The following is a 25453-nucleotide window of genomic DNA, read 5'->3' as shown; positions in this document are numbered from 1 at the left end:
AGTGAAACAAATTGAATCTATATACACGTAAAGACACAGTTGTTGCTGGTAAAGAGATTCTGCGAGATATCGTTGGATTAAAAACAATTACAGTAACATTGGATTACACTGCATTTACACCTGGCATTATCCCTGCTGGTACATCATTAATCTTTGATGCAACAACAAAGAAAACACGACCGTTCGATAAAACAAAGGACGCAGAATCGACAGAACAAGTTTCATTATTGTTCCGTGACATTCGCATCGATACAAATGATGTACAAGCAGTAGGGCTTGTTGGTGGTTATGTAAAAGAATCAAAATGTCCTGCGATTACAGCAGAGTTTAAAGCAAAAGCAAAAATGCTTGATATTCGATAAGGAGAGTGAAGTTGAATGGCTATTTTACAATTAGATGAATTTAAACGTGAAACCTTAATTGGTTATGTAGAGAATTTAACAGTACCATTTGAATCGAAAACATTACCGTTCTTACCTCGTGATAAGGACGTTTTTAGTTTAGATTTCGCTTACGATATTTATAGAAAACATAATAATGTAGCTGCAAACTTAGTAGAGTTTGGGACACCTGCTCCACTACGCGACAAACAAGGTTTGGAACGTGCGGTTGCTGAAGTTGCGAAAATGAGCCATCGCTATCGTTTTGATCAAAGGGACCAGTTAACTATTTTGAATGCAAAATATGATAAAGAACGCCAACAAGTAATTGATAAAGCGTTTAATTATATTGATAACTTAAAACTAGGGGTAGAAGAAACGGAAGAGTTTTTACGCACTTCTATTTTATACAAAGGGCAGCTTAAGTATGATTTAGACGGTTTTTCACTAGATTTAGCGTTCGATGTTCCAAAAGCGATTAAAGCTGCAACTAAATGGAGTGATCATGAGAATGCAAACCCAATTAAAGATTTAGTAGATTGGATTGAAAAGTTTAAGAAAGCAAACGCAGGGCGTCGTCCTTTAGCTATTCATATGTCTAATGCAGCGTACCTTGATATTTTACAATCAAAATCAACTATTTCTAATATTAAAGGTGTAGCAGGTGGCATGGTAACCCCTGATGAATTAGCAACATTCTTAACCCGTTGGAATATCCCACCGATTACAACAAATGATTTAGAAATTTCATTCGAAAATGGAACTACAGAACGTTATTTACCGGAGCGCCGTGTTGTATTTTTAGGAATTGAAGGTAAAAAATCTTTAGGTTCAACTGTACAAGGACCAACAGTAGAGAAAGATGGTCAAACTGGTATTTATGTAGATACTGGAGTTGAACAAAATACTAAGAATGAATTCGTTGAAATTGGTAAAGCTGCATTCCCTGAATTAAGCTATCCATCAGGCGTAATGCAAATCGATGTGTGATGAAGAGCTTAATTACGGCAGATGAAGCGAAAAGCTTATTTGCTGAACTAAATAACGTGAATAATCTGGAAGCCGCACTATTACGAGCTTCTATTTTTGTGCGCTCAAAAGTGAAGAAAATAGATGAGCAAGTCCCTGATGATATCAAACTTGCCGTCTGTTATCTTGTGAAAGACGAGAAAGAGCCGCAGCAGGTGAAAAGTATTGAGCGTTCTGATTATAAAGAAACATTCGCTGATAAAGGTACATCCTATCGTGACCTTGCAATGGATCTACTTGAGCCATACATGCAAACAGGGAACGAATCAGGGGTGTTTTTCTTTTGAGTAGATATGAATCGATACTATTTCACCGTATGACTGTTTCTCGTGTTGTTTCTGATGAGAGCGAGTACGACAGTAAGCAAGAAATGAAAGAAATTGATACTGATCTTCCCTGCGCTCTCGTAAAGAAAAATCAAAGCAAAGTGAATGAAGTGTTAGGTAGAGTCGAAATTGACAATGTAGTCTTCATTCACACGCTTTACCCTGATGTAAAAGCAGGGGATACAATTGATGTATACGACCCAAAGACAAAATATGTTTTAGGTCGTTATATCGCTTCTCATCCATATCCAGTATTTGATCGAGAAGGCATTCATCATTTTGAGATTGACCTGAAAGGTGAGGTAACAGTATGAGTGGTGGTATGGAAGGCGGATTTGTTCTCGAGGGATTCGATGAATGGATGCACCAAATGAAAAGCGTAATTCAAAGTAGGTTGCCTAAAATGCTCGAATTGTGGGCGGAAGTATTAGCTCTACAATTAATGTCAATGGTGGCAGAGAAAACGCCAGTTGACCAAGGGGCACTACGAAACTCATTCCTTTCTGCTGGTGCAGGTGTAAATGGTGATGGTTCTGTTTTCTTGAAAGTTGGTATGGGAGAAGGAGTTGAAATCATTGTTGGTTCAAACTTATTCTATGCTGAGTATGTAGAAGCAGGGCATCGTACAAGACATAGTGGAATGAGCCGAGAAACCGCTAAACAAGCAGGGAAATGGGTAGAAGGTGCTCATATGTTGGAAGACTCTTGGCATGAATTCGAGCCAGAAGCATTGCGATGGCTTGAGGATAGAGTGGGAGAGGTTATGAATGAACTTGGTTTCGTGTGATTTAACTAGTGTACTAAAATTCATTCAAGATACCACTGGAGTAAAAGGATATACAACAAGAAGGAGGCAGGAAGCAACGCCTCCTTTTTTCTATCTGCAAACACCAGTAGGTAAACCGTACCAAGACTCAGTTGGGTTTCACAGATATCGTCCGCTGATCCACGGTACATTGTTCCTGGATAAAGATACACCAGAAACACAAGCGCTGCAATTTCAAGCGAAGTTGCAAGATGCACTTATACGATGTCGATATGATATACCGCTAGTTGATGAAAAGTACAAACCAACAAACGCTCGTTTAGAAGATGTTGAGTTTGAAATGCAAGAAACTGATGTTGATGTATGGACGTTTAGCGTAAAAGGAGAACGATTCGTTGAGCTTGTTGAGCATCATGAAATCCTGCGTAAAGTTCATAACAATGTCAGGTTAATAGAAAAGAAATGAGGTGGCTGGAATGGCAAGTAAAGAAGTGGAAGTAAAACAAACTGCTTCAGCTGTTCGTTATCCAGTAGCAGAAGTAATTGAACAATCAGATACATTGTTTGGTGTTCCTAGTTATACCGCAGCAGCTGCTCTACAAGGTATCGATGAAATAGATTTAGAGACTGCGGAAAAGAAAGTAAAAGCATTATTAAAGAGAGAGGTGAAGTAGTACCATGCCAAAAGCATTTAAAGAAGGTAGAAATGAAATCGAATCAGGTGTTTACTCCTTTACTGAGCTTGTTGTCAAAGGTGCAGTTAATAAAAATGCACGTGGCGTCCTGATTATGCCAATTAAGGCTGATTGGGGTAAAGAAAATACAGTAGTAGATTTAGATTCTTTAGAAGAAGCTAAGGCGAATTTTGTTGGCCAAACTGCTCATTTATTAGAACTTGCTTTTAAAGCACCTATTCAGAAATTAAAAGCAGTACGCCTTGCTACAAAAGATGCTAAGAAAGCTTCCTTGGATCTGCAAGCGATTAAAATTGAAGCTCTTTACACAGGAGCACGTGGAAATAACTTTAAAGTAACAATTCGCCCAAAAATCGGTGATGAAACTGCTAAACAATTGATTCTAGTAGAAAACAATATAGAGCTTGAGAGAATTACGTTCACTGCAATTGATGAGTTAGTATCGAAAACGAAAGATAGCTTGTATATAACTGTTACAAAGGTAGACGGGCTAAAAACGATTGAAGATATTAACAACGTTCCACTTACTGGTGGTGTAAGTGGTGAAGCCGTAAAAGTAGAAGATTACGTTAATTTCTTCGCTCTAGCAAAAGATGAGGATTTCAATGGAATCTGTCTTGATGGGGTACAAGATAAAGCAGTAAAAACAATGCTGACTCAATTTGTACAATCAAGCCGTATTACTGGAAAGTTAATTGTAGGTAATACAGGTGGAGAAGAAGCAAAAGAAATTGATTATTATGCTGTTACAAATAACATTCAAAAGGCAAGTATTTATGACAAACAGTACACGGCTGAAGAAGTAGCAGTATATGCAGCAGCTGCTTTAATTTCATGCCCACTGAATGAGAGTATGACGCAAAAAGAGACACCTTTCACTTCAGTAGAAAAATTATCTGTAACTGAAACGAAACGTAGATTGTCAGAGGGTAATTTACTATTCTTCCAAGAAGGCAACACAGTTCGCTTTAATACCGCAGTTAATACCATGACGACAATTAGAAATATGGATGAGGCAGTTGGTATTTCGAAAGAAGCAGATGAACGCGCCGCAATCCGTACACTACAAAAGGTAAAAGTAGTAGCAGCGATTGATTATATTACAAGTGCAGAAGAAAAAGTGTTTAATCGCTTTATGTCAAAAGCGAATACACAACCGCGTAGAATTGCAGCTGCACAAGCGATTAAAGATGAATTATTAGAACCATTGGCAGTACAGGAAGTAATCGAATTAGGTTCATTCAACTGCTACGAAGATCCACGTCATACAGAAAATCAAGGCAAGGTAGTTTACAAGGATGAAGCGTTCTTCATTACTGAATATCTTGTCATTGATGCGATTGAAAAAGTATACAACAAAAATAAGGTGTCCTAAGGAGGTCTGCTAAATGTCAATGTACGATAACAGTTTACCTACTGTAAATCCTCGTAATATCGTTCGTGGTAAATACGGAGCGGTTTATGACGATTTAGGAGAGCAGTGGGCAGAAGTAACAGAGTTTGAAGGTAAAATTAAATTTGATAAAAAGAAAATTGAACGTGCAAATGCATTTTTAGACGGTAACCGTATTATGGGTGGTTCTGCTACTGGGAAAATGAAAATGTATCATACTGCTAAGGCAAAAGAATTAGCAATGCGTATTCTAAAAAATCCTGATCAGACATTTACCCTTGTAGGGGATTACCACGATCCAGATGAAAATGCAGAAAGTGCAAACATGAAAGTTGCTTTTAAAGGCGTTAGCTTTGATGAGGTAACTTTATTAGGGTTTAAAGTAAAAGATTTAGTTGATGATGATTTTCCATTTACATTTGATGATTATGAAATTCTTGGCTAAAGAGAGGGACAACCTCTCTTTTTCTTATTCACATAAAATAACGTGTTAAAAACACTAGGAGGAATACTTATTATGGCAGAATTACAGAAAAAACAATTTGCAAGCTTAGAAGATTTATTTGGAGTAAATACAGACGATCGTGTTCGTGGAGAAAAGAAAGTCCAAACAATTGATGGGAATTATATCGAGTTACCCCTAAAATCTATTGATGCTGATGTAGCGCAAAGTATTAAAAAAGCTTCAACGAGAAAAATCCCTCAAGGTAAAGGTGTTCCAATGTTGGAAGAATTGAATGAAGCTAAATATAACGCGCTTATGATTGCAGCTGCAACGGATGAAACAAGAACAAATATTAATTGGAAATCACCTGAATTAGCACAAAAGGTAAAAGCACCTACACCAGCTCCTGAATTTGTAGTGCCAAAGATTTTATCACTAGGTGGTATTGTAGCGGCTACGCAATACATTATTGAGTTATCTGGCTTAGGTCAAGATTCAATGGAAGATGAGATTGATGCGGTAAAAAACTAATTAAAACCGACCCAATGGCTTCATGGGCCCACAGGCTTTTTCAACAAAAGAATATTGATCCGGAAGACTTTTTTCTTATGAAACGTGAGAAGAAAGTCTTTTTTATTGCGTCCTGTCTACATCAAGACGAACTAGATGAAAAAGCCGCAGCGGCCCAAGAATGAAGGGCGGTGACTTATGGGTGAAAGACAAGTAACAGGTAAGATTAGTTTAGTAGATGCGATGTCTGCTCCATTACGTCAAATGACGCAACACATGGAGCAAACGTCACGAGCAGCAAGGGAATTAGATACAGCATTACGGTTTCAAAGTGCCAATGTTGTACCGCTTCATCAAGCAACGCAAAGTACATCACAGTTAGACCATAACGTTGTACAGTTAACGAACCATTTACACCAATCTGCACAAGGAACAACTCAGTTTGGTAATAATCTACATCATTTAAATACAGATTTAAGCCAATCTACACAGCGGGTTAATCAACTTGAGCATGAAATGCAGCAATTACGTCAAGAGTTCCAGCAATCAGCACAGCAAGTAAATCAGTTAGAACAACACTTGCAAACGATGGAAAGGGACTTACAGCAGTCATCGCAACGAATTAATCATTTGGAGACTCAGGTCGAACAATTGACCAGGGAAATGCAGCAAGCGACCCAGCAGATTAACCAAATGAACTCAGCGCTAAATCAAAATGCTACAAGTGCACAACATGCAGGTAATAGTATGGCTGCATTACGTGATAGATTTGGTGGAGTGAGCGAGAGACAAGCTACAATGCTCAATGGATTAGATCGAGCCAGCGGTGCTTTATTTTCTACAGGTGCAGCCGCTTCAATTGCTGGTGGAGCTATTGCGGTTGGGCTAGGTTCAGCAGTAAATACCGCCGCCGATTTTGAGCAACAAATGGCTAAAGTAGGCGCAATTTCTGGTGCGACAGGAAATCAGATAGGCAGTTTGACAGAAACCGCTAAAGAATTAGGTGCATCCACTACCAAATCAGCCAGTGAAGTTGCAGTAGGTATGCAAAACCTAGCCGCTTCAGGCTTCGAGGTAAACGATATTATCGGTGCAATGCCTGGTATTATCGCTGCTTCCGAAGCCGCACAGGAAGATATGGCAATGACATCTGAAACGGTCGCTGCCGCTTTAAATGCATTTGGTATGGAAGCGAAAGAGTCCTCTCATATAGCGGATGTACTTTCTCAATCTGCCAACCAATCAGCAGCTGGTATTTTGGACATGCAATACAGCTTCAAATATGCTGCACCAGTTGCGAAAATGCTTGGTATATCGCTAGAAGAATTATCTGCAGCTACTGGCATCATGGCAGACTCAGGTATCAAAGGTGAGCAAGCAGGTACATCATTACGTGCTTCTTTACTACGTTTATCTGATCCACCTAAGTCTGCTAGAACAGCGCTTGCTGATTTAGGTATTACCATTCAAGACTCGTCAGGTAAAATGCTTCCTTTTCATGATATTATCGGTCAGGTCGGTAATGCAACAAAGGATATGGGGAATGCTCAAAAAGCAGCTGCATTATCTTCTATTTTCGGTACAGAAGCAGTATCAGGAATGCTTGCAGTAGTTGAAGCAGGTCCAGATAAATTACAAAAGCTTACGAAAGGCTTACAAGATTCTGGTGGAGCAGCCGCGGATACAGCGAAGAAAATGCAAGATAACTTAAACGGATCGCTTAACCAGTTATCCGGTTCTTTTGAAACGCTACAAATTTCAATGGGGAATGCACTGATACCAGTAATTCGAGTAATTGCTGATGGATTAGGCATGTTAACTGATGCGTTTAATGCTTTACCAGGTCCTGTACAAACGGTATTAACAGTCATACTTGCTCTTACAGGGGTATTTCTCTTATTAGCAGGGCCAGTACTTTTAATACTTGGTTTCTTGCCGGGAATAATTGAAGGGTTTGCACTATTAGCTGGCGCGATGGGAATGACCTCAGGGGCATTGTTAGGCGTAATGGGAACCGCCTTAAGTGTAATTGGAGTAGTCGCCGCAATAGGCATAGGAATCGCTTTTCTATGGTCGCAATGTGAAACATTTAGGAATATAGTTTATGCTGCGTTTGACGGGGTAAAGGCTGCATTTGACTCCTTATTGGCGAAGGTCAACCAAATAAAAGGAGTATTAACAACAGCTTGGTCAGGAATTAAGGCAATCTTTTCTGGTAACGAAGGTAAGGGAGTCTCTATTCTAACTAGTTTAGGAATGGGTCCTGAAGCCATGAGACCACTTGTTACAATGACAACTGGTGTGAGAAATGCTGTAAATCAAATTAAACAACAAATTTCTACCTTAGGAAGCTTTTTTAAGGGAATGGGTGCGTTGTTTAGCGGGAATACCGGAAAAGGTGTTTCTATATTAAGCTCCATTGGATTATCGCCACAGACGATCCGTAGTGCCATTACCATTATAAATGGGGTAAAGGGCGCAATAACTCAAGGTATGGCTGGGATCATGAATACGGTACGTACTATCGGTTCTGGAATGACTCGTTTTTGGTCACAACATGGCCAACAAATAGTGCGTTATGCATCGGCAGCCTACAACGGACTGAAAACAGTCGTAGGTACGGTACTAAATGGAGTAGGTTCCGTTGTTCGTAGTGTACTAACCGGGGTAGCTAGTTTTTGGAACGCTCACGGCACACAAATAATGCAGTATGCGTCCATGGCGTGGCGCGGAATTTGGACGACAATTTCCACAATTCTCAGCGTAATAGGTTCGATAATAAGAACGGTGCTATCAGCATTAGCTCAATTTTGGAGTGCTCATGGTTCGCAAATTATGTCGATTGTGAGTACAGCATTTTCTACAATAAGTGCGATTGTAGGCAATGTTCTATCATTTATGTCTGGACTTTTCCAAGCGGTAATGCCGATAGTGTCTGGCGTAACTGAAATTGCGTTCAGTTTAATAAAAGCGGCAGTTAAAATTGGCGGTAGCGTGATTGAGGGCGTCGTTAAAGTTGTATCGAATTTATTCAATGGAGAATGGAAAGCTGCGTTTGATGCCGCTTGTCAAATAGCCGTTGATATATGGAATATCATTGTAGATACGTTTAAAGGGATCGACTTATTCCAAATTGGTAAAGACATCATCAATGGTTTGATTGATGGTATCTCCTCTATGGCTTCAGCTGCTTGGGATGCAGTAGGCAACATTGCGGGTGGTATTAAAGATGCCGTAACTGGATTCTTTGATATACACAGTCCATCTCGTTTAATGATTGAGCTTGGTGGATTTATCACTGAGGGTCTTGGATTAGGTATGGAAAAAAATACAGATATGGCTGTTAATTCAGCGGTAAACGTTTCTGAAAAGACACATGCACCGTTCGCCACGGCTGCTAAAAGCGAAGAGCAGAACGTACCGTTTGCTACAGAAGTAAAAGGAACTTCTTATAAGTCGAATACAAATCAAACAACAAATGCGAGCAGTACAAAGAATGAGTTCCATATTCATATTTCTGGTGGCACTGCTAAAGACATGAATGAAAATGAAGATACATTTACAGAAGTAGCTGAGAAGGTAATAAATTACATTGCTGATAAACTAGATGATGCATCAACAGGAAAAACAAAAGTTAATTTAGGAGTGATGGAGTCATGATCTTCCTACTGACAAAATGGGCAAAATACACCTTTCCCCACACTCCTAAAGGGGTCGGGCCAAAAGGTGGCGACGCCAAAATAGAAGAAGTAAACACATTGGGACAAGGAGTTGTTCCTTTTTTTGATGGGAAGGAACTGGAGGAGGTTACATTTACCTCCTTTTTTTCTTTTAATAAAATTTCTGGCGAAGAAGCAAGACAAGATCCACTTTCATCAGTTCGTTTCCTTTCTGGTTTAAAAGATTCCGGGGAAGTCGTGCTATTAAACATTCCGGATATTAATTATAAAAGGGAAATGATAGTGAAGAACTTTGAATACTGGAAAGATGCACCTGGTTATATCGAATTTAATATCACCTTTAAAGAATATCGTGAAATTAAACTTGGATATAAAGATGGAGCGGGAAACATTAGAAGACCACCTTCCAATGATTTAAATAAATACGCATTAACCGATGGTAAAGTGACTGGCACGCATATGTTAGCAGTTCGTGATACGCCGTCACAAAGCGGTAAAATTATTGGGACATTGAAACAGGGAGCGAGTGTAACCTTCGCTAGAAACAGTAAGACCCAATCCGGATGGATATACATTCAATCTGGAAGCTTACATGGTTATGCTGCTGCAAATTACATTAGATAGGAGGAAGAATGATGTTAGAAGTTATTATTGGGAACATGGTAGTAACAGATGCTGTTGTTCCTCCTATCAAATTAGATGATGATTATCAGTCAGGACCAGTAAAAGCGGAAATGACTTTGATTTATAAAAAAGAATTAGATGAAATTGACGGGAAACTAATACGAATAATCGTTAATGGAATCACTTGGTTTGCTGGAGTAGTGAGAGCGTACAAAAATGCAAAGAGTCGTAATATTGACGTTACTGCTTATGACCATCTTTTTAATCTAGTTAAGTCTAGTGATGAATTTGTATTTCAAAACCGTACAGCAAGCCAGATGATACGTTCTATATTGGGTAAGTACAACTATCCAGTTAAAGAATTAGTAGAAATTAATACGATATTCCCGCTTATGTACTTAGATAGCAATAGTGCTCAAAGTGTATTTGAAATGCTGATTGTTATTTTATATGAAAGCAAGAAGGTAACAGGTAAGAAGTATTGGATTCGTTTTGAGCCTGAGGGACTACGGGTATTTGAGTGGAAACCTGCAAAACTCATCCCTGTACTAGGCTCAGGATTAACAAACGTTGAAAAAACTGTTTCTGCTGAGGAAGTAAAGAATAGAATCGCTATTATAAACAAGGAGAAAAACATATTTGTGTTTAGAGAAGATGGTGGATCTATTAGAAAATACGGTCCTCTTTCTACAATTGAGGACTTCAGTGGAGAAACAGAAGCAGCTGCAATTAGTTATGCAGATGGTGTGCTTAGAACAAGAACTTTACCGGAAGTTTCACGGCAAATCGAACATGTACACAGCATAGAAGAACCGCGAATATGGTCGGGTGACTTTATTTATTTAGAGGACCCAACAAGTACTATTCTAGGTGGATACTATGTGAAAAAAGCTGCTTATCAAATTTATAAAAATAGAGTTATTTTTAGTGCGGATATTGCTCATTCAGCTGCTTTACCAGATAAAGAGTATGTTCCACCGCAACAAAATGATGAAGGGTAGGTGAGAAGGTGGAAAAGCGAGGGATTGAACGTATTTTACATCATATGCAAGGACCAGATATAACGGATGATTCTTTTTCTTTAGGAAAAATCATCACAGCCGAACCGCACGTTACAATCCAAATACACGGATCCGATAAAGCTTTACCGAGTGCATTTTTTATTATGCCAAATGTGAAGTTTTCTAGAGGAGAAACAGTTTTAATACAACGTATATCTGGAGCAGGTGCTACGGATCGGCAATTTGTAGTAAAGCCACTCAATGAAATGGTATCGCTATGCCGTTATACTGGTCCGGAATATGTATCGATAACAGATGAAAAAGTACGCTATCCTGCTTCCCAAACATTTTGTCCATGGAATCTTAACCCTGGAACGAATGTGATGTTGCTTCCTAATCGCTTCCCTTCATCAAATTCTTTATGGGTGGTGATTAATACGTATGCAATTTCCTAAATTACCGCGAATTGAATGGGAACTCCCTGAAGTTAATAATTTTGAAAGCGAAGAGGTTGTCGGGTATATGACGCCTCTTTTTGATTTTTCAAAAGGTGAATTTGTTACGGATGCGAGTGGAGCAATCGCTCTAGATGATGGGCAAAGAGGAATAGCAAACCTTATCGAAAAAATTCATCGTGCCCCAAGAGGTGCCTATCGAGTCTATACAGACGATTACGGCTCTGAGGTACGTAACGTATTACTAGATAGTGAACTTGGTGAAAAGGGACGTATTTTACGGGTAAAAGAAGCAATAAGAGATTCCTTGATTTATGACGAGAGAATTACAGATGTAAGTGAAATAGAAATTACAAAAGGCGAAAAAGATGCTTATATAGCTTCCTATACCGTCTACACAATATACGGTGACGTTCCGGTAAGAAGGGAAGTGAAAGTATGACAGCTCCTGCATGGTGGAATGAAACGGAACAAGAAATTTTTAATCGTGCATTAAATCAAGTAGATAAACGATGGGACAAACGAGAAGGCGGCTTTATTTATGATGTTTTAAAGCCTTTATCAATTGTTCGTTCGGAACAGCGTGAAGAATTTAAGAAATGGTATCACACAAGATTCGCTCAATATGCAACCGGTGATAATTTGGATGCAGTTGTAGAATCAAGGACTCCTTTGAAGCGCTATCCTGCCAAAAAAGCAAAGGGGAAGGTTACTGTTTCAGGTAATGAGGGCACAAAGCTTGCGAAAGGCTCTGTATACGTGGCGGTTCGATATGACTTGGATAATAAAATCATTGAATATACGCAATTAGCAGATGCGGTTATTGGCCCGAATGGTAATACAATTGTTGAAATTGAAGCGGTGCTTTCTGGTTTAATCGGAAACACTTCCGAAAACACAATTGAATTAATTGAAGCAGTATTTGGCGTCTCAAATGTTACGAACGTAGAAAAAATCACTGGTGGAGAAGAAAAAGAAAGCGATGAGGATTTACGATCACGCTATTTTACATGGCTACGTGAATCTTCAAACTCTGGAAATATTGGTGATTACATTCGCTGGTCACTTAGTGTGCCTGATGTGGGCGGTGTATTAGTCTTTCCTATTGCAAAAGGGAAAGGCACTGTTCAACTATCCGTATGTAATGCAAGCTTCTCTCCCGCTTCAACGGAATTGGTTAAGAGAGTGCAAGATTACATTGCCCCTTCTAATGAAATGGGTGAAGGACAGGCGCCGATTGGAGCTTCTGTATCGGTTGTTGCAGCTATCCCAGTAAAAGTGAATCTAGCTATATATGTTTCTTCAAAACAAAAAGCAGAAGCATTAAAACAACAGCTGATTGAGGGAATAAACGAATACTTTAAATTTACCAATCGACTCTATTGGCGCGAAAATGCACGTAAACAATCCATATTAAAAGACCCTTATCAAATTAGTTATTTAAAAGTAGGTTCTGTTGCGGTAGACGTAATGGAGTTAATAACAGTTAATAAATTGCTAATGAATGGTGAGCAGAAAGACGTCACCATTCAATCTGGTCAAATTGCAGTACTTGGAGATGTGATTTTCTATGAAGGAACGTGATGCATTAGTAGAAGCGTTTCTAAATGATTCCATGAAAGAGTACCGAGATTCGGATTTATTTGTGAATCTCATGCAGATCAGCGCGGGAACAGCCATTGAAGAAAATCAGGAATTTGAAGATGTACGGTTGCAGTTTGATATCGATACAGCTACTTGGTCCATTGGTGATTGGGAATTTGAATTCGGTATACAGATCGATACCAAAAAGCCATTAGAACAAAGAAAATCAGTTGTGAAAAGTAAAATGCGAAGTACTGGTTCCACAAGGCTAATGCTGATTAAGAAAGTAGCAGAATCATTTGAGTATGGTGAAGTGGATGTAAAGCAAGATGTACCAAATTACACAGTCACAATTACATTTGCGAGTAAATTTGGTATACCACCTAATATTGATGACATCCAATTAGCTTTAAGAGAAATCATTCCTGCTCATTTAGATGTGAAATTTGTATTCACATATCTAACATGGGATGAACTTGAAAGCTACAAGTATACGTGGGATCAATTAGACGCTCTTAAACTAACTTGGGATCAACTAGAAACGTATAGAAAGGTGTGAGAATGTGCCTAGCTTAACAAATCGATTAAAACTAGCATTGCCAAATGGTAATGAATATGTAAATAGAGCAGTGTTGAATAAAATATTTGAAGACATCGATAGATTGGTAATGCTGCAAGCAGATTTTAATACAGCTAAAAAAGAAATTGATGATAATTTAGCAAAAAAGGTTTCTAAATCAGGGGATACAATGAGTGGACAACTCAAGTTTGATAAATCTGGTACAGGTGTAATCTGGAAAGATGATGTGAATATGGATTACGGTTTAGTTACTGAATCAGATGGTAAGAGACTTATCATGCAAGATTGGAAGCGTAAGAAAACACTGATGTCAAATGATGATTCTGGGTTTATCGTCAATGCAGACAACCTCTTAAAAAAATCAGGGGATATAATGACAGGACCATTAAACTTTGCTGCTCCACTTAAAGGGGTGTCTTGGTTGGATGGCGAAACCAAGAAAGCGGATTTGATCTATAACAACTCTGAGATTTACTTTCGAGGCTTTAATGGAGCAATTGAAAAGTACCCTTGGGTTTATAACATTAGTACAGATACTTTTTCTGTAAATGCTCAGACTAATCTTCTGAAGAAAACAGGAGATACAATGAGCGGTAACCTTACAATGGATAACCGTATGCAAATTTTCTTCCAAGGTGCAGACGGAAAAAGAAGAGCTTCCTTGGCTGTAGATGAAAAAAATAGATTCTTCGCATGGGATGAACAAGGAGGAAAATACTTTTTTGTTAAAAATGAAGATGGGACCTTTACAGTCAATGCAGACAATCTCCTAAAGAAAACAGGAGATACCATGACAGGACTTCTAACATTTCCGGTCGGGGCAGGAATCCCGAATAGAGGTTTAGAATGGAAAGAAGGCGCGGACAGATTATGGACAATCGAATCTTCTCAAAACGATCTTTTGTTCCACAATTATAAAGATAACAAGCAAATTTTCAAATATAATAGAGCTGCTAATTTATTTACAGTATCAGCAGAAACAAACCTCCTAAAGAAAACCGGGGATGCTATGACAGGTCATTTGGAGTTCCGAACGAATAAAGAGCTTCAATTTAAAAAAGATGACGGTACGTCTCTTGCGGGGATAGCAGTAGATAACAATGGTGATTGGTTTGCATGGAACCATCCGGGGAATAAATACCTGTGGAAACTTGACGGTAAGACTGGGGAATTTTTCGTCAATGCAAATAATCTAGTGTCTAAAGGTGGGGACAACCTAACAGGAGACTTCGCTTATTATAATCCTAATCCTATGCAGTTCCGACCACATGATAAAAAGTGGTGGTTAATAAATACAAACCAAGAGGGATTGAAATTCATTCCGTCAGGAACTACAAATAAAGATGACTGGCAATGGGCAAAGGCAATATGGATAAATCCTGAAGGTGAAGTAAACACACAAGGGGTAAAAGTAAAAGGCGAACGAGTCCTTACAACAAGTGATGCAGAAGAAAAGATTCCATCCAGAAGCGGAAAAGATGAGAATGGTATTTTTACAACTTACGAGGAAATGCAAGAGGACGGAAAACTTTGGAAACGTTCAGTTCTTTCTAGTCCTGATACAGATGGTAATTATCTTGTTCGTACCGTTACTTATTATAAAGATGGTGTATCATACAAAACAAAAATATTCGATTTGAAATACGATGAAGACGGTGATTTTGTAAAGGCGGTGCCGCGATGAGTTTTTTAGAAGAACATGGTATTGGTGGGGCAAATCTTGGATTGATACGAGCAGTAAAAGTATTTGTCCAAAACACTGAGCCAACAACAAAAAATAAAGGTACAGTATGGATTAAGTCTGCTACACCAGCAACCAAAACTGTATTCCGAGAATATGGATTAGAGCCACCAAAAGTGGAAGGGACGCTGTGGATCAGTCTTTACGATATTGATATTAAATTTATGTTAGAACGAGCGCTTAAAGTATTCTCTAACAAAAAAGAAATCAACATCGAGTATTCAAGAGAGAATTTCATTAGTTCAATGGATTCTAGCAAAATTAATGTCTTAAAAAATAAGTTTATGCAAGTCTACTCGTTGCTTGGTACATCCCGTATTTACAAAAACGGAAAATGGGAATGGTTAATTGGTCAATATTGGGATGGTACAAGTTGGCGAAGCTTTAGCAATTTAGAACTCAGCATATATATTGGAACAACCGATAAAACGGTTAAAAAGATTGCACCAGATACAGGGAAAGAAGTTTGGTCTGTCAATAACCATATTGGTGCTGTTAACGATGTGGTAGTTGATAAAAATGGGTATATTTACAGCGCTTCTGGAGCACCGAACGCAGCAGCCACTGTAGGTGAAATTAAAAAAATCTCACCTACAGGACAAGTAATATGGTCTAAAAGTTATGACAGGAGTATTCAGCGGTTAGCGGTAGATAAAGACGGATACATTTATGCATTTAATGATATTAGGCGGTTACTAAAATTTAGTCCTGATGGTGAAAGAATTTGGGAGATTAACCAAACGGATTTCTTGGAGGATATCATTGTAGACGTAACCGGAAATGTATACATCAGTTATTATTCTGGTGGGAGTCAAATTAAAAAGGTTTCTCCTGGCGGAAAAGACATTTGGAATTACTCTTTTTCTTCAAACAAAGCCCCTAATCTATCTATAGATAGTCAAGGGTTTATTTACACATTTATGAATACAGCCGGCAATGATACAGCTACATTTAAGAAGATTGATCCAAATGGTAAAGAGGTAGCTACTGCCGCTACGAACGTAGTATCAATTTTACAGACTACACTCGATCAATATAAAAATTTATATGCGGTTTATACTGATGCAGCAAATTTACCTAGTTCACTTGTAAAGATGGGACCAGATTTAAAAGTTACTTGGTCTGTACCAGGTGATATAAAAGATATTACTGTTGATAAAACAGGAAATGTCTTTGCAGCTTTCAAAGATTCAGTTAAGAAAATCTCATCTGCTGGACAAGTAGTATGGACTTATCCGATTACAGTTGAGTCCGTAAAAACATTAGTTGTAGATCAAAGTCCGTATGGAGCATTCCCGTTTTTATGGGAGTAAGGAGTGAAGTGAATGCAAGCATTTATTGCAAACGAAAAAGGGTTAGTTGTAAGTAGGCATCTAATGCCATTAGATGAATTAAACGGATTCGCAAAAAACGCACAAGATGCCATTAAACAAGGTTGGGTTTTATATAATGGCGAAATACCAAGCGATAAAATCGAGGGGAATCGAATCGGCCGTGTTTACTACAATAAGCAGGAGAATTCTTTTTATTACGAGTGGGAAGTTATCCAAGTGGATGATTCCAACGCAGACGCATTAATAGTACTTAAAAAACAACAGGAATTAATGCAACAAGCATTAGATGAAATTATTATTAACAGCCCAGATAAGGAAGAATTGAAGGCGTTAAATGAGCAACAAGCGTTGATGCAAAAGGCTTTGGATGAATTAATCATTGCAAGCATTTAATAAAAAGGAGCGGATGTAGAATGGCTGAGTACATGGCACAGCGAGTGATTGATGAAGTGTTTACGTATACATTTATTATCGTAAAAATGAAGACTTACAAAGAAAGAATTGATAAATACCTGACTGACAATGGAAGAGTAGATTTAATTACGGATAGCGCACAATAGTGGGCTTTTTTATTTTGGGAAGGAGAGGAACAATGGAACGAATTGATGTATTACTAAAATCTTTTATCGCTGCTTTTGGTGGCTACTGCGGATACTTTTTGGGAGGGTGGGATACAACGTTGAAAGTTCTTGTTATCATGGCAGCAATCGACTATATTACCGGTGTATTCGCAGCAGGCTTTAACGGGGAATTAAAAAGTAAAGTGGGATTTAAAGGCATCGCCAAAAAGGTGGTGCTTTTTCTTTTGGTTGCAGCAGCTACCCAAGCGGATGCAATTATGGGAACAAACAGTGCAATACGAGAAGCGACGATTTTCTTTTTTATCGGAAATGAGTTACTGTCTCTTTTAGAAAATGCAGGAAGAATGGGAGTTCCGCTTCCGCAAGCTTTAACGAATGCTGTTGAAATTTTAGGTGGGAAACAAAAACAAACGGAGAAAAAAGGAGTGGATCAATAATGGGACAAATCGTAGATATTTCAAAATGGAACGGAAATATTAACTGGACAGTCGCAAAACAGTATTTGGATTTTGTAATTGCTCGTGTGCAAGATGGCTCAAATTACGTTGATCCATTATACAAAGGATATGTACAAGCCATGAAGCAACATAACATTCCTTTTGGTAACTATGCATTTTGCCGATTCGTTTCCATTGCTGATGCAAAGAAAGAAGCGCAAGACTTCTGGAACCGTGGAGATAAAAGTGCGACGGTCTGGGTGGCTGATGTAGAAGTAAAAACAATGGACGACATGAGAGCTGGCACCCAAGCGTTTATCGATGAGTTATACCGTTTAGGCGCTAAGAAAGTCGGCTTATATGTCGGCCATCATATGTACGCTCCTTTTGGTATGGCAAATGTAAAATGTGACTTCGTATGGATTCCACGTTATGGCAGTAACAAACCAGCATATCCATGTGATATTTGGCAATACACAGAAACAGGGATTGTACCTGGTATTGGTAAATGTGATTTAAATGAGTTAATTGGAAGCAAGTCCTTGTCGTGGTTTACAAATCAAATTGCTGAAAAAACAGAGAAACAAGAAGAAGGAGTGGAGATTATCGTGAATAAATTTAATAAAGTTGTTACGTATGAGTTTGGTACAGCGTTAGTACCAGAAATGTTAGGAATGATGGATGCTCTTGGGTATGAATCTCGTATTATCTCATATGGAGATAAACAAGGATTAGTTAGATTTGAAACAGCATATCGCCAAGGGAATGAACTAGACCGAGCGACAGCGTGGTTAGATGCTAGAGGACTTAAATACTTCTATACAAAAGAATAGTTTGAGCAAAAATAAGAGCCGTCATTTGACGGCTTTTTTTATTTGTTCTGTATTAGAAGGGATCGGTTGGAAGTAACGGGTCAACTGGTCCAAACTGCTCGTTCAACACCGTATTCCCTTGCTGAATTACTCCAGCGAAGTTAATGCCCCATGTGTTTATGGTAACTGGTCGGAAAGGGTCCTGCGGAGAGAGAGGGTCAGTTGGGGAAACAGGGTCTACCGGCGTCGTCACCCGAACTACGTATATAGGGTCAGTTGGTCGTGCTGGGTCTGTTGGCGTAAACACCCTCAAGCTAAACAGCTGCCGTGGTGGAATCGTAAATGTAACTGGTCCAAGAAACGGAGTTACTCCTTCAGGTTCACAATAGATACATCCACCGTTACCGTTTCGTATAGTATCATCAGAACCACCATTATCATCGTTAATTAACTCTCCACAAAGATATCCATAAGAAGGGTATATATCACCCTCACAAGTATCTTGATAATTCTGTACCGCTATAGTTACAATTTGTGGTTCGTCTGTTTGATTAAGCGCAGAAACTTGAATAAAATCAGTGTCAGCATTACGGAATAGAGGGCCGGATGTATAAGTTTGATAGCGAGGTTCACAATGACAATCACAGTCGCATTTTTTCCGTTTCTTCCGATAACACTTATGTGAACGGTTGTAATAATAGTTTGACATATTAAGTACGTACCTCCTTTCTAGTACATGCTATGCGAAGAGTAGGAGGGAGGTTTGGACAATGGAAGAGATATGATAGAATCGAAAAACTGAAAGAATAGCAATGTAGAAAAGGTGTTAGTCAATTTTGCAATGTTCTATATGTAAAGATGCCTTTGGAGATAGTTAGTTGCTTGGAAAAATTAAATAAATCTATATATTTGTAACGATTTTTTCGTTAAAATGTTTATATATATAAATTATAAGGAGTTGATTTGATGGATAAGAACGGAAATGTAGATTCTCAGAATGAACTGCAGTTAATCCAAAAGCATGAGGAATTACAAGCGATAAAAAATAAGTTTGAATCACAAGTTATGGGCGCTGCATTAGATTTGGCAGAAAAGGAATCAAGCTTATTGAAATTTAGAATGGAAGAAATTAATGTTGCAGTTAAAAATGATATTGATATAAACATCAATGAACTTTCAGAAAAAGCGGAAGAATTACTAAATATGGATAGAAATCAATCTAATGAAGAAATTGCAATTAAACTGTTAGAAGATATTTCGTTAAATAGTAAAAGTAATTTTTTACGAAGTATAGCTAAAAGTATGTTAAAGGAAAAGTGGTGGGAGAAGTAATGTTAAAATTTATAAAAGAGAAAATTCAGAATCTCTTAATTAGATTATTCAAGAGTGAGAAATTTAAACAAATACTATGGGATTTATTAATACTGATTATTGAAATTGTTAGAGGTAAGGATGGAACAACAAAAACCGACTCATAAGGAGTCGGTTTTTGTTGTTTATTTTTTGAAGCAATGTTAATTTATATTAACTTAATTAATTATAGTCTATTTTTTTAACGAATTTTGTAGATGGATAATAATAAAAATGTTAAATATCACTTGGCTCTGTGTTGTTATTAAGTTCTAAAAGTAATAAATTAAAACAATTCAATAAAATTTCATACATAGCATTAAGAATATTAAAATTCTCAATTTGAACTGTTTCTTCACCAAATAATACACCAGGCCTTAGATTATGTGCTGTTTGGTTTCTATAGGATGCCAAGAGAACATAAGGTGAACTATCAATTATTTCATTGATTTTACTTATGTAGATATCATCAAAAGAATCATCTAATCCTTTAAAGTCCGAAAAGTATTTAATTTTATTAATATCAAGTTTATTTTTGAAATATTCAGCGATTTTATCCATGCATGCATTTATTCTCCATTGCCCGGCATATATTAAACATTTATCATCAAAATTAGGCCGTAAATCTATCCCAATTTCTTGATACCATCTATTAAAGAAAGTGCCGACAAAAATATTTATAGAGTCATATATGCACTTTTGAACTTCTTCCAAACGAAATGCGATGTCAAAAAGGAGTTGTTTATCTTTTTGATTTATATACTTACTGGATGTGGCGATCTTGTAGAAAGTCTGTACTTTTAAATCTTCTATATAATTTTGATCCATTTCCAATATTGCCTTCGATTTAATATTTACTGGTGTAATGTATTCTTTTAACATCGGTATTGATTGATTATCGAACTGTGTTATATCTTCATAAAAATCATTAAGGAATTGTTCGAGAATACAGTATAGGCTTTTAATTGACCGAATAATATCTTTAACAATAGGCTTTAATTGTATAGTATCCATATAATTAGCATTGTTTCTCATTATTTCTTTTTGTTCTTTTTCATTATTTTTTATAGACTCATTAAGTTTGGAAATATGAATAGACATACTATGTGTGTTTTCTTTACGGAATTTATCGATAAAATGTTTATTGTTACTATTATATTTTGCTAACAAATCTTTAAAATTTGAAAGCTTATATTTTTCATTTTTCTTGAGATGTTTTAGGATCTGAAATGATTTGTTTTTTGAAATTTCTTCAGAAAATTGATAGTTATACTTCAACCCTAAATAAACTACTATTCTTTCATAAGCATACCAACAGTATTCAATACTATTACTGAAAAAGAATCTTGAAGAATGGAAGGGAGCCCAATCGCGTTTTGAATTTTTTTCTAATGCAATATCATAAAGTATTATTTCTTGACAAGACCTAATTAAAAAATAGTGAATGTCTTCAATTAGGTTAACCATATAACCAAAATTGTTCATTTTATCAGGTAGCTCATTTAATTGATTTTGGTTTAAATACTTAATTATACAGTCATCAATTTTAATCTCTAAATAATTTTTTCGTTTAAATAGCTCGTTTAATTCCTCACCTTCTTTTTTTGATAAAGTATAAAAAATTTTTTCAGGTTCCAGGGGATGCTTAAACAAATCACGCTCATTGCAAACAAAATTATTTTCTATTTCTTCTCTTTCATAGTACCCCTTGAATTTGTCCTTTGCTATCAAGCGTTCGACTTGTCTCTGAGTAATTTCACAATCATTTTCACACTCGAAAAAATAATCCCAATGTTCTCGGACAGTGAATTGATTACATTGTGTGCAATAATGCCTTTTGTAATAGTTCGAAAAGTTTTTTTGCCTAGCAATCATGTTTATCAAATCCTTTATATTTATTTGAATTTATTACCAATCATACGTTTTTTGAACCAAATATTTTTTCATTTCCAGATAAATGATGCCTGTATTCATACGGGAAGGCTCAAACAACTGTTCAACTAACTATGTATCCGTTCTTACTTGGCTTTGGATCAGCAACTCCCCAAAATGAATTGCTTCTTTTGCTTTCATTACTTTCTTTAAATTGGAAGTTCCTTTGAAATATTAATTATTTCAGCAAGTGTAACTGGAAACTCTCAAACATCATAACATTCATTAACCTTTATGTAGTTATTCTCCACAAAAATCTCTCCGCATATATAACTGATTAATATGTAATTAATTATAGCAAATATTAGTAAATCTGATTATAAAAAGAAAGAAACTAATCCCTTTATAGAATCAGCTTCTTTAATAATTATGAATTCATCATATGAATGAGCTTATCCCCATCAATTAACTCAATGTTTTTATTGGCTGCGTATATTCTTGCGTTTTTGTTAAAATTACTCAACGTAACAAAATATCCTCCAACAGCATCCGCATCTACAATGGCGCTATGAAGCTTCTGAATGAACGGCCTGCCAATGGAGTTTTTCGTATAGCGCTTTACCTCAACAAATTTCATTTCGTTATCTTTATAAAGGATAATGTCTTTTCCGCCATCGTTAGAACCAGAAGTAACCTGGACTGTATAACCAAGAGTGCGAAAGACATCAGCTACAAAATGTTCAAATTCCCTCGGATCCATTACTTCTAAATTACTACGAGTTGCAGTTCTTTTGATTCGCTCGGTTCTAATTTCTTCAGGTGTTACGTGTGGACTTCTCATTATATAACCGACGAGAAAAACAATTCCAAGTAATGCTATTGCCCAAATCATGCAATTCACCTCAGTATGAGTATGTCCATAATAGGGAAATTCACTCTTTATTAATGTTTATATTTGGAAAATTGTAATATAATTTAATTATGGTATCAAAATAAAAAGATTTATTAGAGAAAAAATAGGGGAATGAGAGAAAATGAAAAATGAATTTGTACCATTAATTAGCGCGGCAATTGGCGGTGGGGTAGCATTAGTAGTTGTTTTTGTTAATCAGACAATGGAACATTTAAGATGGAAAGATAAATTAAAAAGAAGAGGAGAAGATAAATACCTAGATAAAAAGATTGAGATTTTACATGAATCGAATGTTGAGTTCTTTCAATTAGCGAATGATTCGTTAAGAATTTCTAATTTGAATTTAGATGCTATAAAATTAGAATTCAAAGTTTTGAATGAAAACGTACGAAAAAGAATAGCGCTTTGTTCACCTTATATAGATAATGAATTGAACTGGAAAATTCAATCTATATACGAACTCTTAACAAACATTCGATTAATCTTAAATAAAGAAATAGAAGGAACTGAAAAGGAAGTTATTACAAAGTTGCTATGGTTAAATGAAGCTCTATGGGAAGTAAGAGACGATATTACAAGTATAATTAAACAATTAGTTGTTCCACCATATAAAAGTATATGGGGCAAGGGGATTTTGTTAATCTCAATACTAACTAATATTTTATTAACAATAATATTGATATTTTAAAATGGCTATATTTACCCCTCCTTTTTACTTACGATTTATTAGAAGGAGGGGCTTTTTCTTGTACCTCATATAAATCATCAACTTTACAATTGAATATTTTCGCTAACTCAAATGCCTTGTCTACTGGAGGATAAGACTTACCAGTTACATAATTACTCATTTGATTTTGACTTATCTTTAATTGCTGTGCAATCCACTTTCCTTTTAATCCACTATTTTTTAATAATTCCCCAATGTTACTCTTCAAAATAACCATTATTATCACCTGTTGAGTTATTCCATATTGTCCAGATAATTACCTTCCAAATATAATTAGTAAAAAAATCATAATTAAATTTGTATAGACAGGCAAAATCCTCCTTTCTAGATCATATACCTTTATCAAGACCACGAGGAATACCAAGTGGAATCAAGGACACCAAGAGGGGAGAGGGCACGCATGCGTTGGCAATATTCATATTTGAATGAAACTCCTTACCTGTATCCATCAAAAGAATTGAGAAATATGTATAGAGGTGCTAGTGGTAAAAAAGAAACAAACGCAATTGTGGACCACATGGAAAGGCATGAGGTTTTTAATGATTGTGAGTATAAAGGCTATTACCGTTTATCAAAAGATATTATGGAGGATTTATACGAAGATGAGGATGAAGTGCTTGATTGGGGAGACGTCATTAATGAGTATCAACCGGTTATGACACCGAAAGGATTACAACTGATTCGAAAAGAGGGATTCAAATGACAATCGTAGGAGAAGCGATAGTGGTATGGACGGCAACAGGCTTGTCAGTGATTACGATGAAGGTTGCAGAAAAAATGGGGCAGAGTGTTCCACATTGGCTTCCACGTATGACCATGTACACAACGCTTACGGGCTCGTTCTTATATCTTCTACGTTATGTGCTTTTCGCGTTTCTATAAGGGAATACCAACCTGGAATTGCAGGACATTTACAGAACGTTGACATAAAACATGTACGGGAGTCTTCCAAAAATAAGGGATATATACCCTTATAAAGGGTATATGGGGAGTGGAGAAAATGATTGAATTATTACTCGTTCCAGCTGCAGGTTTGACAGTGGCATTATTCGGTGAAAAGTTCAAAAGTAAAAATGATGATAAGCGAAAAATACAGGTGTTTTTTGAGGTAGCTGGTATTGCGATTAAGAGAAATAATGAAGAAAAATTACAATATCCAAAGTTCCAAAAGCAAATAGAGGATGATCGTAGTACGACTTATGTATATACCTTACCGCTGGGTATGCCGAGTAAAATCATACAGAAGGTTGAGGATGTAGTTTCAGAAGGATTAAATAAACCAGTACGTATTCATTACGATAATTATAAATTGAACATTCGCGTGTTTCATCGGGAGATACCGAAGAAGTGGAATTGGTCAACAGGTTTAGTAGAGAAAGGGAAATGGCGCGTTCCGATGGGGCAAAGTCTAGAAAGATTGATTTATCATGACTTCGATAAAACTCCGCATATGGTATTAGGTGGTCTTACACGAATGGGGAAAACAGTGTTTTTGAAAGTACTACTTACCACCTTGATTGAAGCAAACCCTGAAAATGCTCATGTATATTTAATTGACTTGAAGGAAAAAGGATTGGAATTTAGTGAGTTTAGTAATTTAAAACAAGTGGTGGAGGTAGCTGATTCAGTCGAAAAGGCACATCGTGTACTCGGGAAAATTATGGTGAAAATTGAAGAGTGTGGGACACTTATGAAGAAAAATGGCTACAAAAATATAGTTGAGACAAAAGAAAAAGATAGGTATTTCATAATTGTCGATGAGGGTGCCGTACTTGCTCCGGCAAAAGGATTACCGCGTGCTGTTAATAAAATTCGAGAAGAGTGTCAGTACATGCTTAGTTATATAGCGACTGTATCAGGTGGATTAGGATTTCGTTTGATTTTGGCTACACAGTATCCAACTGTTACATCAATACCTTCAGTGGTTAAACAAATGTCCGATGCGAAGTTAGGATTTCGACTACCGACAAGAGTGGCATCTGAGGTTGTTCTTGATGAATCTGGACTAGAAATATTGCCATCCTTACCTGGTAGAGCGATTTATAAAAGTGATCGGCTTACTGAAATTCAAGTTCCTTATATTAGCGATGAAATGATGTGGAAACATCTAAAAAAATATGAGGTGGAAAAACATGAACATCCAGAGTCACATAAAAATCAACCGTCAGATGGCGATACTTGCGACGATTAGAAAGCTGCAGTTTGCAACAAGAAGACA

General features: G+C 36.9%; 32 protein-coding genes. 29 read left to right on the top strand and 3 right to left on the bottom strand.

What is annotated here, in order from left to right; translation table 11 throughout:
* The first annotated feature begins 11 nt into the window (after nt 1-11).
* From QCI47_RS16355 to QCI47_RS16235, 25 genes are all read left to right on the top strand, one after another.
* On the top strand, nt 12-362 hold the full coding sequence (locus QCI47_RS16355) for a hypothetical protein (protein ID WP_270702583.1): 351 nt from the start codon (nt 12-14) through the stop codon (nt 360-362).
* 15 nt (nt 363-377) lie between these two features.
* A complete protein-coding gene (locus tag QCI47_RS16350; protein ID WP_073530818.1) occupies nt 378-1370 on the top strand; it encodes a major capsid protein in 993 nt (330 codons plus the stop codon).
* Complete coding sequence (locus QCI47_RS16345) at nt 1370-1696, top strand: hypothetical protein (protein WP_074585878.1); 327 nt, start codon at nt 1370-1372, stop codon at nt 1694-1696. Before QCI47_RS16350 ends, QCI47_RS16345 begins: the two co-directional genes overlap by 1 nt.
* Nucleotides 1693-2049, top strand: coding sequence for a hypothetical protein (locus QCI47_RS16340; protein WP_074585877.1), 357 nt, complete (start codon nt 1693-1695; stop codon nt 2047-2049). Before QCI47_RS16345 ends, QCI47_RS16340 begins: the two co-directional genes overlap by 4 nt.
* Nucleotides 2046-2522 (top strand): HK97 gp10 family phage protein, encoded by a 477-nt coding sequence (locus tag QCI47_RS16335; RefSeq protein ID WP_074585876.1) that lies wholly within the window; start codon nt 2046-2048, stop codon nt 2520-2522. The genes QCI47_RS16340 and QCI47_RS16335 overlap by 4 nt, the downstream gene beginning before the upstream one ends.
* Complete coding sequence (locus QCI47_RS16330) at nt 2503-2967, top strand: hypothetical protein (protein ID WP_071742275.1); 465 nt, start codon at nt 2503-2505, stop codon at nt 2965-2967. Before QCI47_RS16335 ends, QCI47_RS16330 begins: the two co-directional genes overlap by 20 nt.
* Nucleotides 2968-2977: 10 nt before the next feature.
* A complete protein-coding gene (locus QCI47_RS16325) occupies nt 2978-3175 on the top strand; it encodes a YqzN/YkzM domain-containing protein (protein WP_071742273.1) in 198 nt (65 codons plus the stop codon).
* 4 nt (nt 3176-3179) lie between these two features.
* Nucleotides 3180-4571, top strand: coding sequence for a phage tail sheath N-terminal beta-sandwich domain-containing protein (locus QCI47_RS16320; protein WP_071742270.1), 1392 nt, complete (start codon nt 3180-3182; stop codon nt 4569-4571).
* A 13-nt stretch (nt 4572-4584) separates the two neighbouring features.
* Complete coding sequence (locus tag QCI47_RS16315; protein WP_074585875.1) at nt 4585-5034, top strand: phage tail tube protein; 450 nt, start codon at nt 4585-4587, stop codon at nt 5032-5034.
* 72 nt (nt 5035-5106) lie between these two features.
* Nucleotides 5107-5565 (top strand): phage tail assembly chaperone, encoded by a 459-nt coding sequence (locus tag QCI47_RS16310; RefSeq protein WP_074585874.1) that lies wholly within the window; start codon nt 5107-5109, stop codon nt 5563-5565.
* A gap of 177 nt (nt 5566-5742) precedes the next feature.
* Nucleotides 5743-9204: a phage tail tape measure protein gene (locus tag QCI47_RS16305; RefSeq protein ID WP_074585873.1), complete on the top strand. Its 3462-nt coding sequence runs from the start codon at nt 5743-5745 to the stop codon at nt 9202-9204.
* Nucleotides 9201-9848, top strand: a complete 648-nt coding sequence (locus QCI47_RS16300) for an SH3 domain-containing protein (RefSeq protein ID WP_270702585.1) — start codon at nt 9201-9203, stop codon at nt 9846-9848. The genes QCI47_RS16305 and QCI47_RS16300 overlap by 4 nt, the downstream gene beginning before the upstream one ends.
* Nucleotides 9849-9859: 11 nt before the next feature.
* Nucleotides 9860-10849 (top strand): XkdQ/YqbQ family protein, encoded by a 990-nt coding sequence (locus QCI47_RS16295; protein WP_074585803.1) that lies wholly within the window; start codon nt 9860-9862, stop codon nt 10847-10849.
* Nucleotides 10850-10857: 8 nt separating this feature from the next.
* Complete coding sequence (locus QCI47_RS16290) at nt 10858-11304, top strand: hypothetical protein (RefSeq protein ID WP_073530770.1); 447 nt, start codon at nt 10858-10860, stop codon at nt 11302-11304.
* Nucleotides 11291-11746: a DUF2634 domain-containing protein gene (locus QCI47_RS16285; RefSeq protein ID WP_073530771.1), complete on the top strand. Its 456-nt coding sequence runs from the start codon at nt 11291-11293 to the stop codon at nt 11744-11746. Before QCI47_RS16290 ends, QCI47_RS16285 begins: the two co-directional genes overlap by 14 nt.
* On the top strand, nt 11743-12888 hold the full coding sequence (locus tag QCI47_RS16280) for a baseplate J/gp47 family protein (protein ID WP_270702587.1): 1146 nt from the start codon (nt 11743-11745) through the stop codon (nt 12886-12888). Before QCI47_RS16285 ends, QCI47_RS16280 begins: the two co-directional genes overlap by 4 nt.
* The gene (locus tag QCI47_RS16275) at nt 12875-13447 is read left to right on the top strand and encodes a putative phage tail protein (protein WP_073530773.1); all 573 of its coding nucleotides are present in this window, start codon (nt 12875-12877) and stop codon (nt 13445-13447) included. The genes QCI47_RS16280 and QCI47_RS16275 overlap by 14 nt, the downstream gene beginning before the upstream one ends.
* A gap of 4 nt (nt 13448-13451) precedes the next feature.
* Nucleotides 13452-15152: a hypothetical protein gene (locus tag QCI47_RS16270; protein ID WP_073530774.1), complete on the top strand. Its 1701-nt coding sequence runs from the start codon at nt 13452-13454 to the stop codon at nt 15150-15152.
* A complete protein-coding gene (locus QCI47_RS16265) occupies nt 15149-16522 on the top strand; it encodes an outer membrane protein assembly factor BamB family protein (protein WP_270702591.1) in 1374 nt (457 codons plus the stop codon). The genes QCI47_RS16270 and QCI47_RS16265 overlap by 4 nt, the downstream gene beginning before the upstream one ends.
* A gap of 12 nt (nt 16523-16534) precedes the next feature.
* A complete protein-coding gene (locus tag QCI47_RS16260) occupies nt 16535-16936 on the top strand; it encodes a hypothetical protein (RefSeq protein ID WP_227585606.1) in 402 nt (133 codons plus the stop codon).
* Nucleotides 16937-16956: 20 nt separating this feature from the next.
* A complete protein-coding gene (locus QCI47_RS16255) occupies nt 16957-17103 on the top strand; it encodes a hypothetical protein (protein WP_227585607.1) in 147 nt (48 codons plus the stop codon).
* Between the two features lie 32 nt (nt 17104-17135).
* Entirely contained in the window at nt 17136-17561 is a 426-nt protein-coding gene (locus QCI47_RS16250) for a phage holin family protein (RefSeq protein ID WP_073535912.1), read from the top strand.
* Complete coding sequence (locus tag QCI47_RS16245) at nt 17561-18394, top strand: GH25 family lysozyme (protein WP_270702594.1); 834 nt, start codon at nt 17561-17563, stop codon at nt 18392-18394. The genes QCI47_RS16250 and QCI47_RS16245 overlap by 1 nt, the downstream gene beginning before the upstream one ends.
* A gap of 158 nt (nt 18395-18552) precedes the next feature.
* Complete coding sequence (locus QCI47_RS16240; protein ID WP_353811858.1) at nt 18553-18762, top strand: hypothetical protein; 210 nt, start codon at nt 18553-18555, stop codon at nt 18760-18762.
* A 577-nt stretch (nt 18763-19339) separates the two neighbouring features.
* Nucleotides 19340-19705, top strand: coding sequence for a hypothetical protein (locus QCI47_RS16235; protein ID WP_270702598.1), 366 nt, complete (start codon nt 19340-19342; stop codon nt 19703-19705).
* 255 nt (nt 19706-19960) lie between these two features.
* Here the strand turns inward: QCI47_RS16235 and QCI47_RS16230 are convergent, their stop codons facing one another.
* Both QCI47_RS16230 and QCI47_RS16225 read right to left on the bottom strand, forming a co-directional pair.
* Nucleotides 19961-21598, bottom strand: coding sequence for a hypothetical protein (locus QCI47_RS16230; RefSeq protein ID WP_270702599.1), 1638 nt, complete (start codon nt 21596-21598; stop codon nt 19961-19963).
* A gap of 424 nt (nt 21599-22022) precedes the next feature.
* Nucleotides 22023-22487, bottom strand: a complete 465-nt coding sequence (locus QCI47_RS16225; RefSeq protein ID WP_270702600.1) for a restriction endonuclease — start codon at nt 22485-22487, stop codon at nt 22023-22025.
* Nucleotides 22488-22629: 142 nt separating this feature from the next.
* On the opposite strand from QCI47_RS16225, the gene QCI47_RS16220 reads away from it, so the two are divergent.
* A complete protein-coding gene (locus QCI47_RS16220) occupies nt 22630-23196 on the top strand; it encodes a hypothetical protein (RefSeq protein WP_270702602.1) in 567 nt (188 codons plus the stop codon).
* Between the two features lie 28 nt (nt 23197-23224).
* Here QCI47_RS16220 and QCI47_RS16215 read toward each other — a convergent pair whose 3' ends face one another.
* Nucleotides 23225-23452 carry a helix-turn-helix transcriptional regulator gene (locus tag QCI47_RS16215; protein WP_270702603.1) on the bottom strand — a complete coding sequence of 76 codons (228 nt, stop codon included), beginning with the start codon at nt 23450-23452 and terminating at the stop codon, nt 23225-23227.
* 183 nt (nt 23453-23635) lie between these two features.
* Here QCI47_RS16215 and QCI47_RS16210 point away from each other — a divergent pair, with 183 nt between their 5' ends.
* From QCI47_RS16210 to QCI47_RS16200, 3 genes are all read left to right on the top strand, one after another.
* Entirely contained in the window at nt 23636-23938 is a 303-nt protein-coding gene (locus QCI47_RS16210) for a hypothetical protein (RefSeq protein WP_270702605.1), read from the top strand.
* Nucleotides 23935-24117, top strand: a complete 183-nt coding sequence (locus QCI47_RS16205) for a hypothetical protein (RefSeq protein WP_097820102.1) — start codon at nt 23935-23937, stop codon at nt 24115-24117. Before QCI47_RS16210 ends, QCI47_RS16205 begins: the two co-directional genes overlap by 4 nt.
* A 118-nt stretch (nt 24118-24235) precedes the next feature.
* Nucleotides 24236-25426, top strand: a complete 1191-nt coding sequence (locus tag QCI47_RS16200) for an FtsK/SpoIIIE domain-containing protein (protein ID WP_270702607.1) — start codon at nt 24236-24238, stop codon at nt 25424-25426.
* The last annotated feature ends 27 nt before the right edge of the window (nt 25427-25453 follow it).

This window comes from Bacillus cereus group sp. RP29 (genome assembly GCF_040459765.1).
GTDB lineage: Bacteria > Bacillota > Bacilli > Bacillales > Bacillaceae_G > Bacillus_A > Bacillus_A paranthracis.
This window is presented reverse-complemented; position numbering and strand designations above follow the sequence as displayed.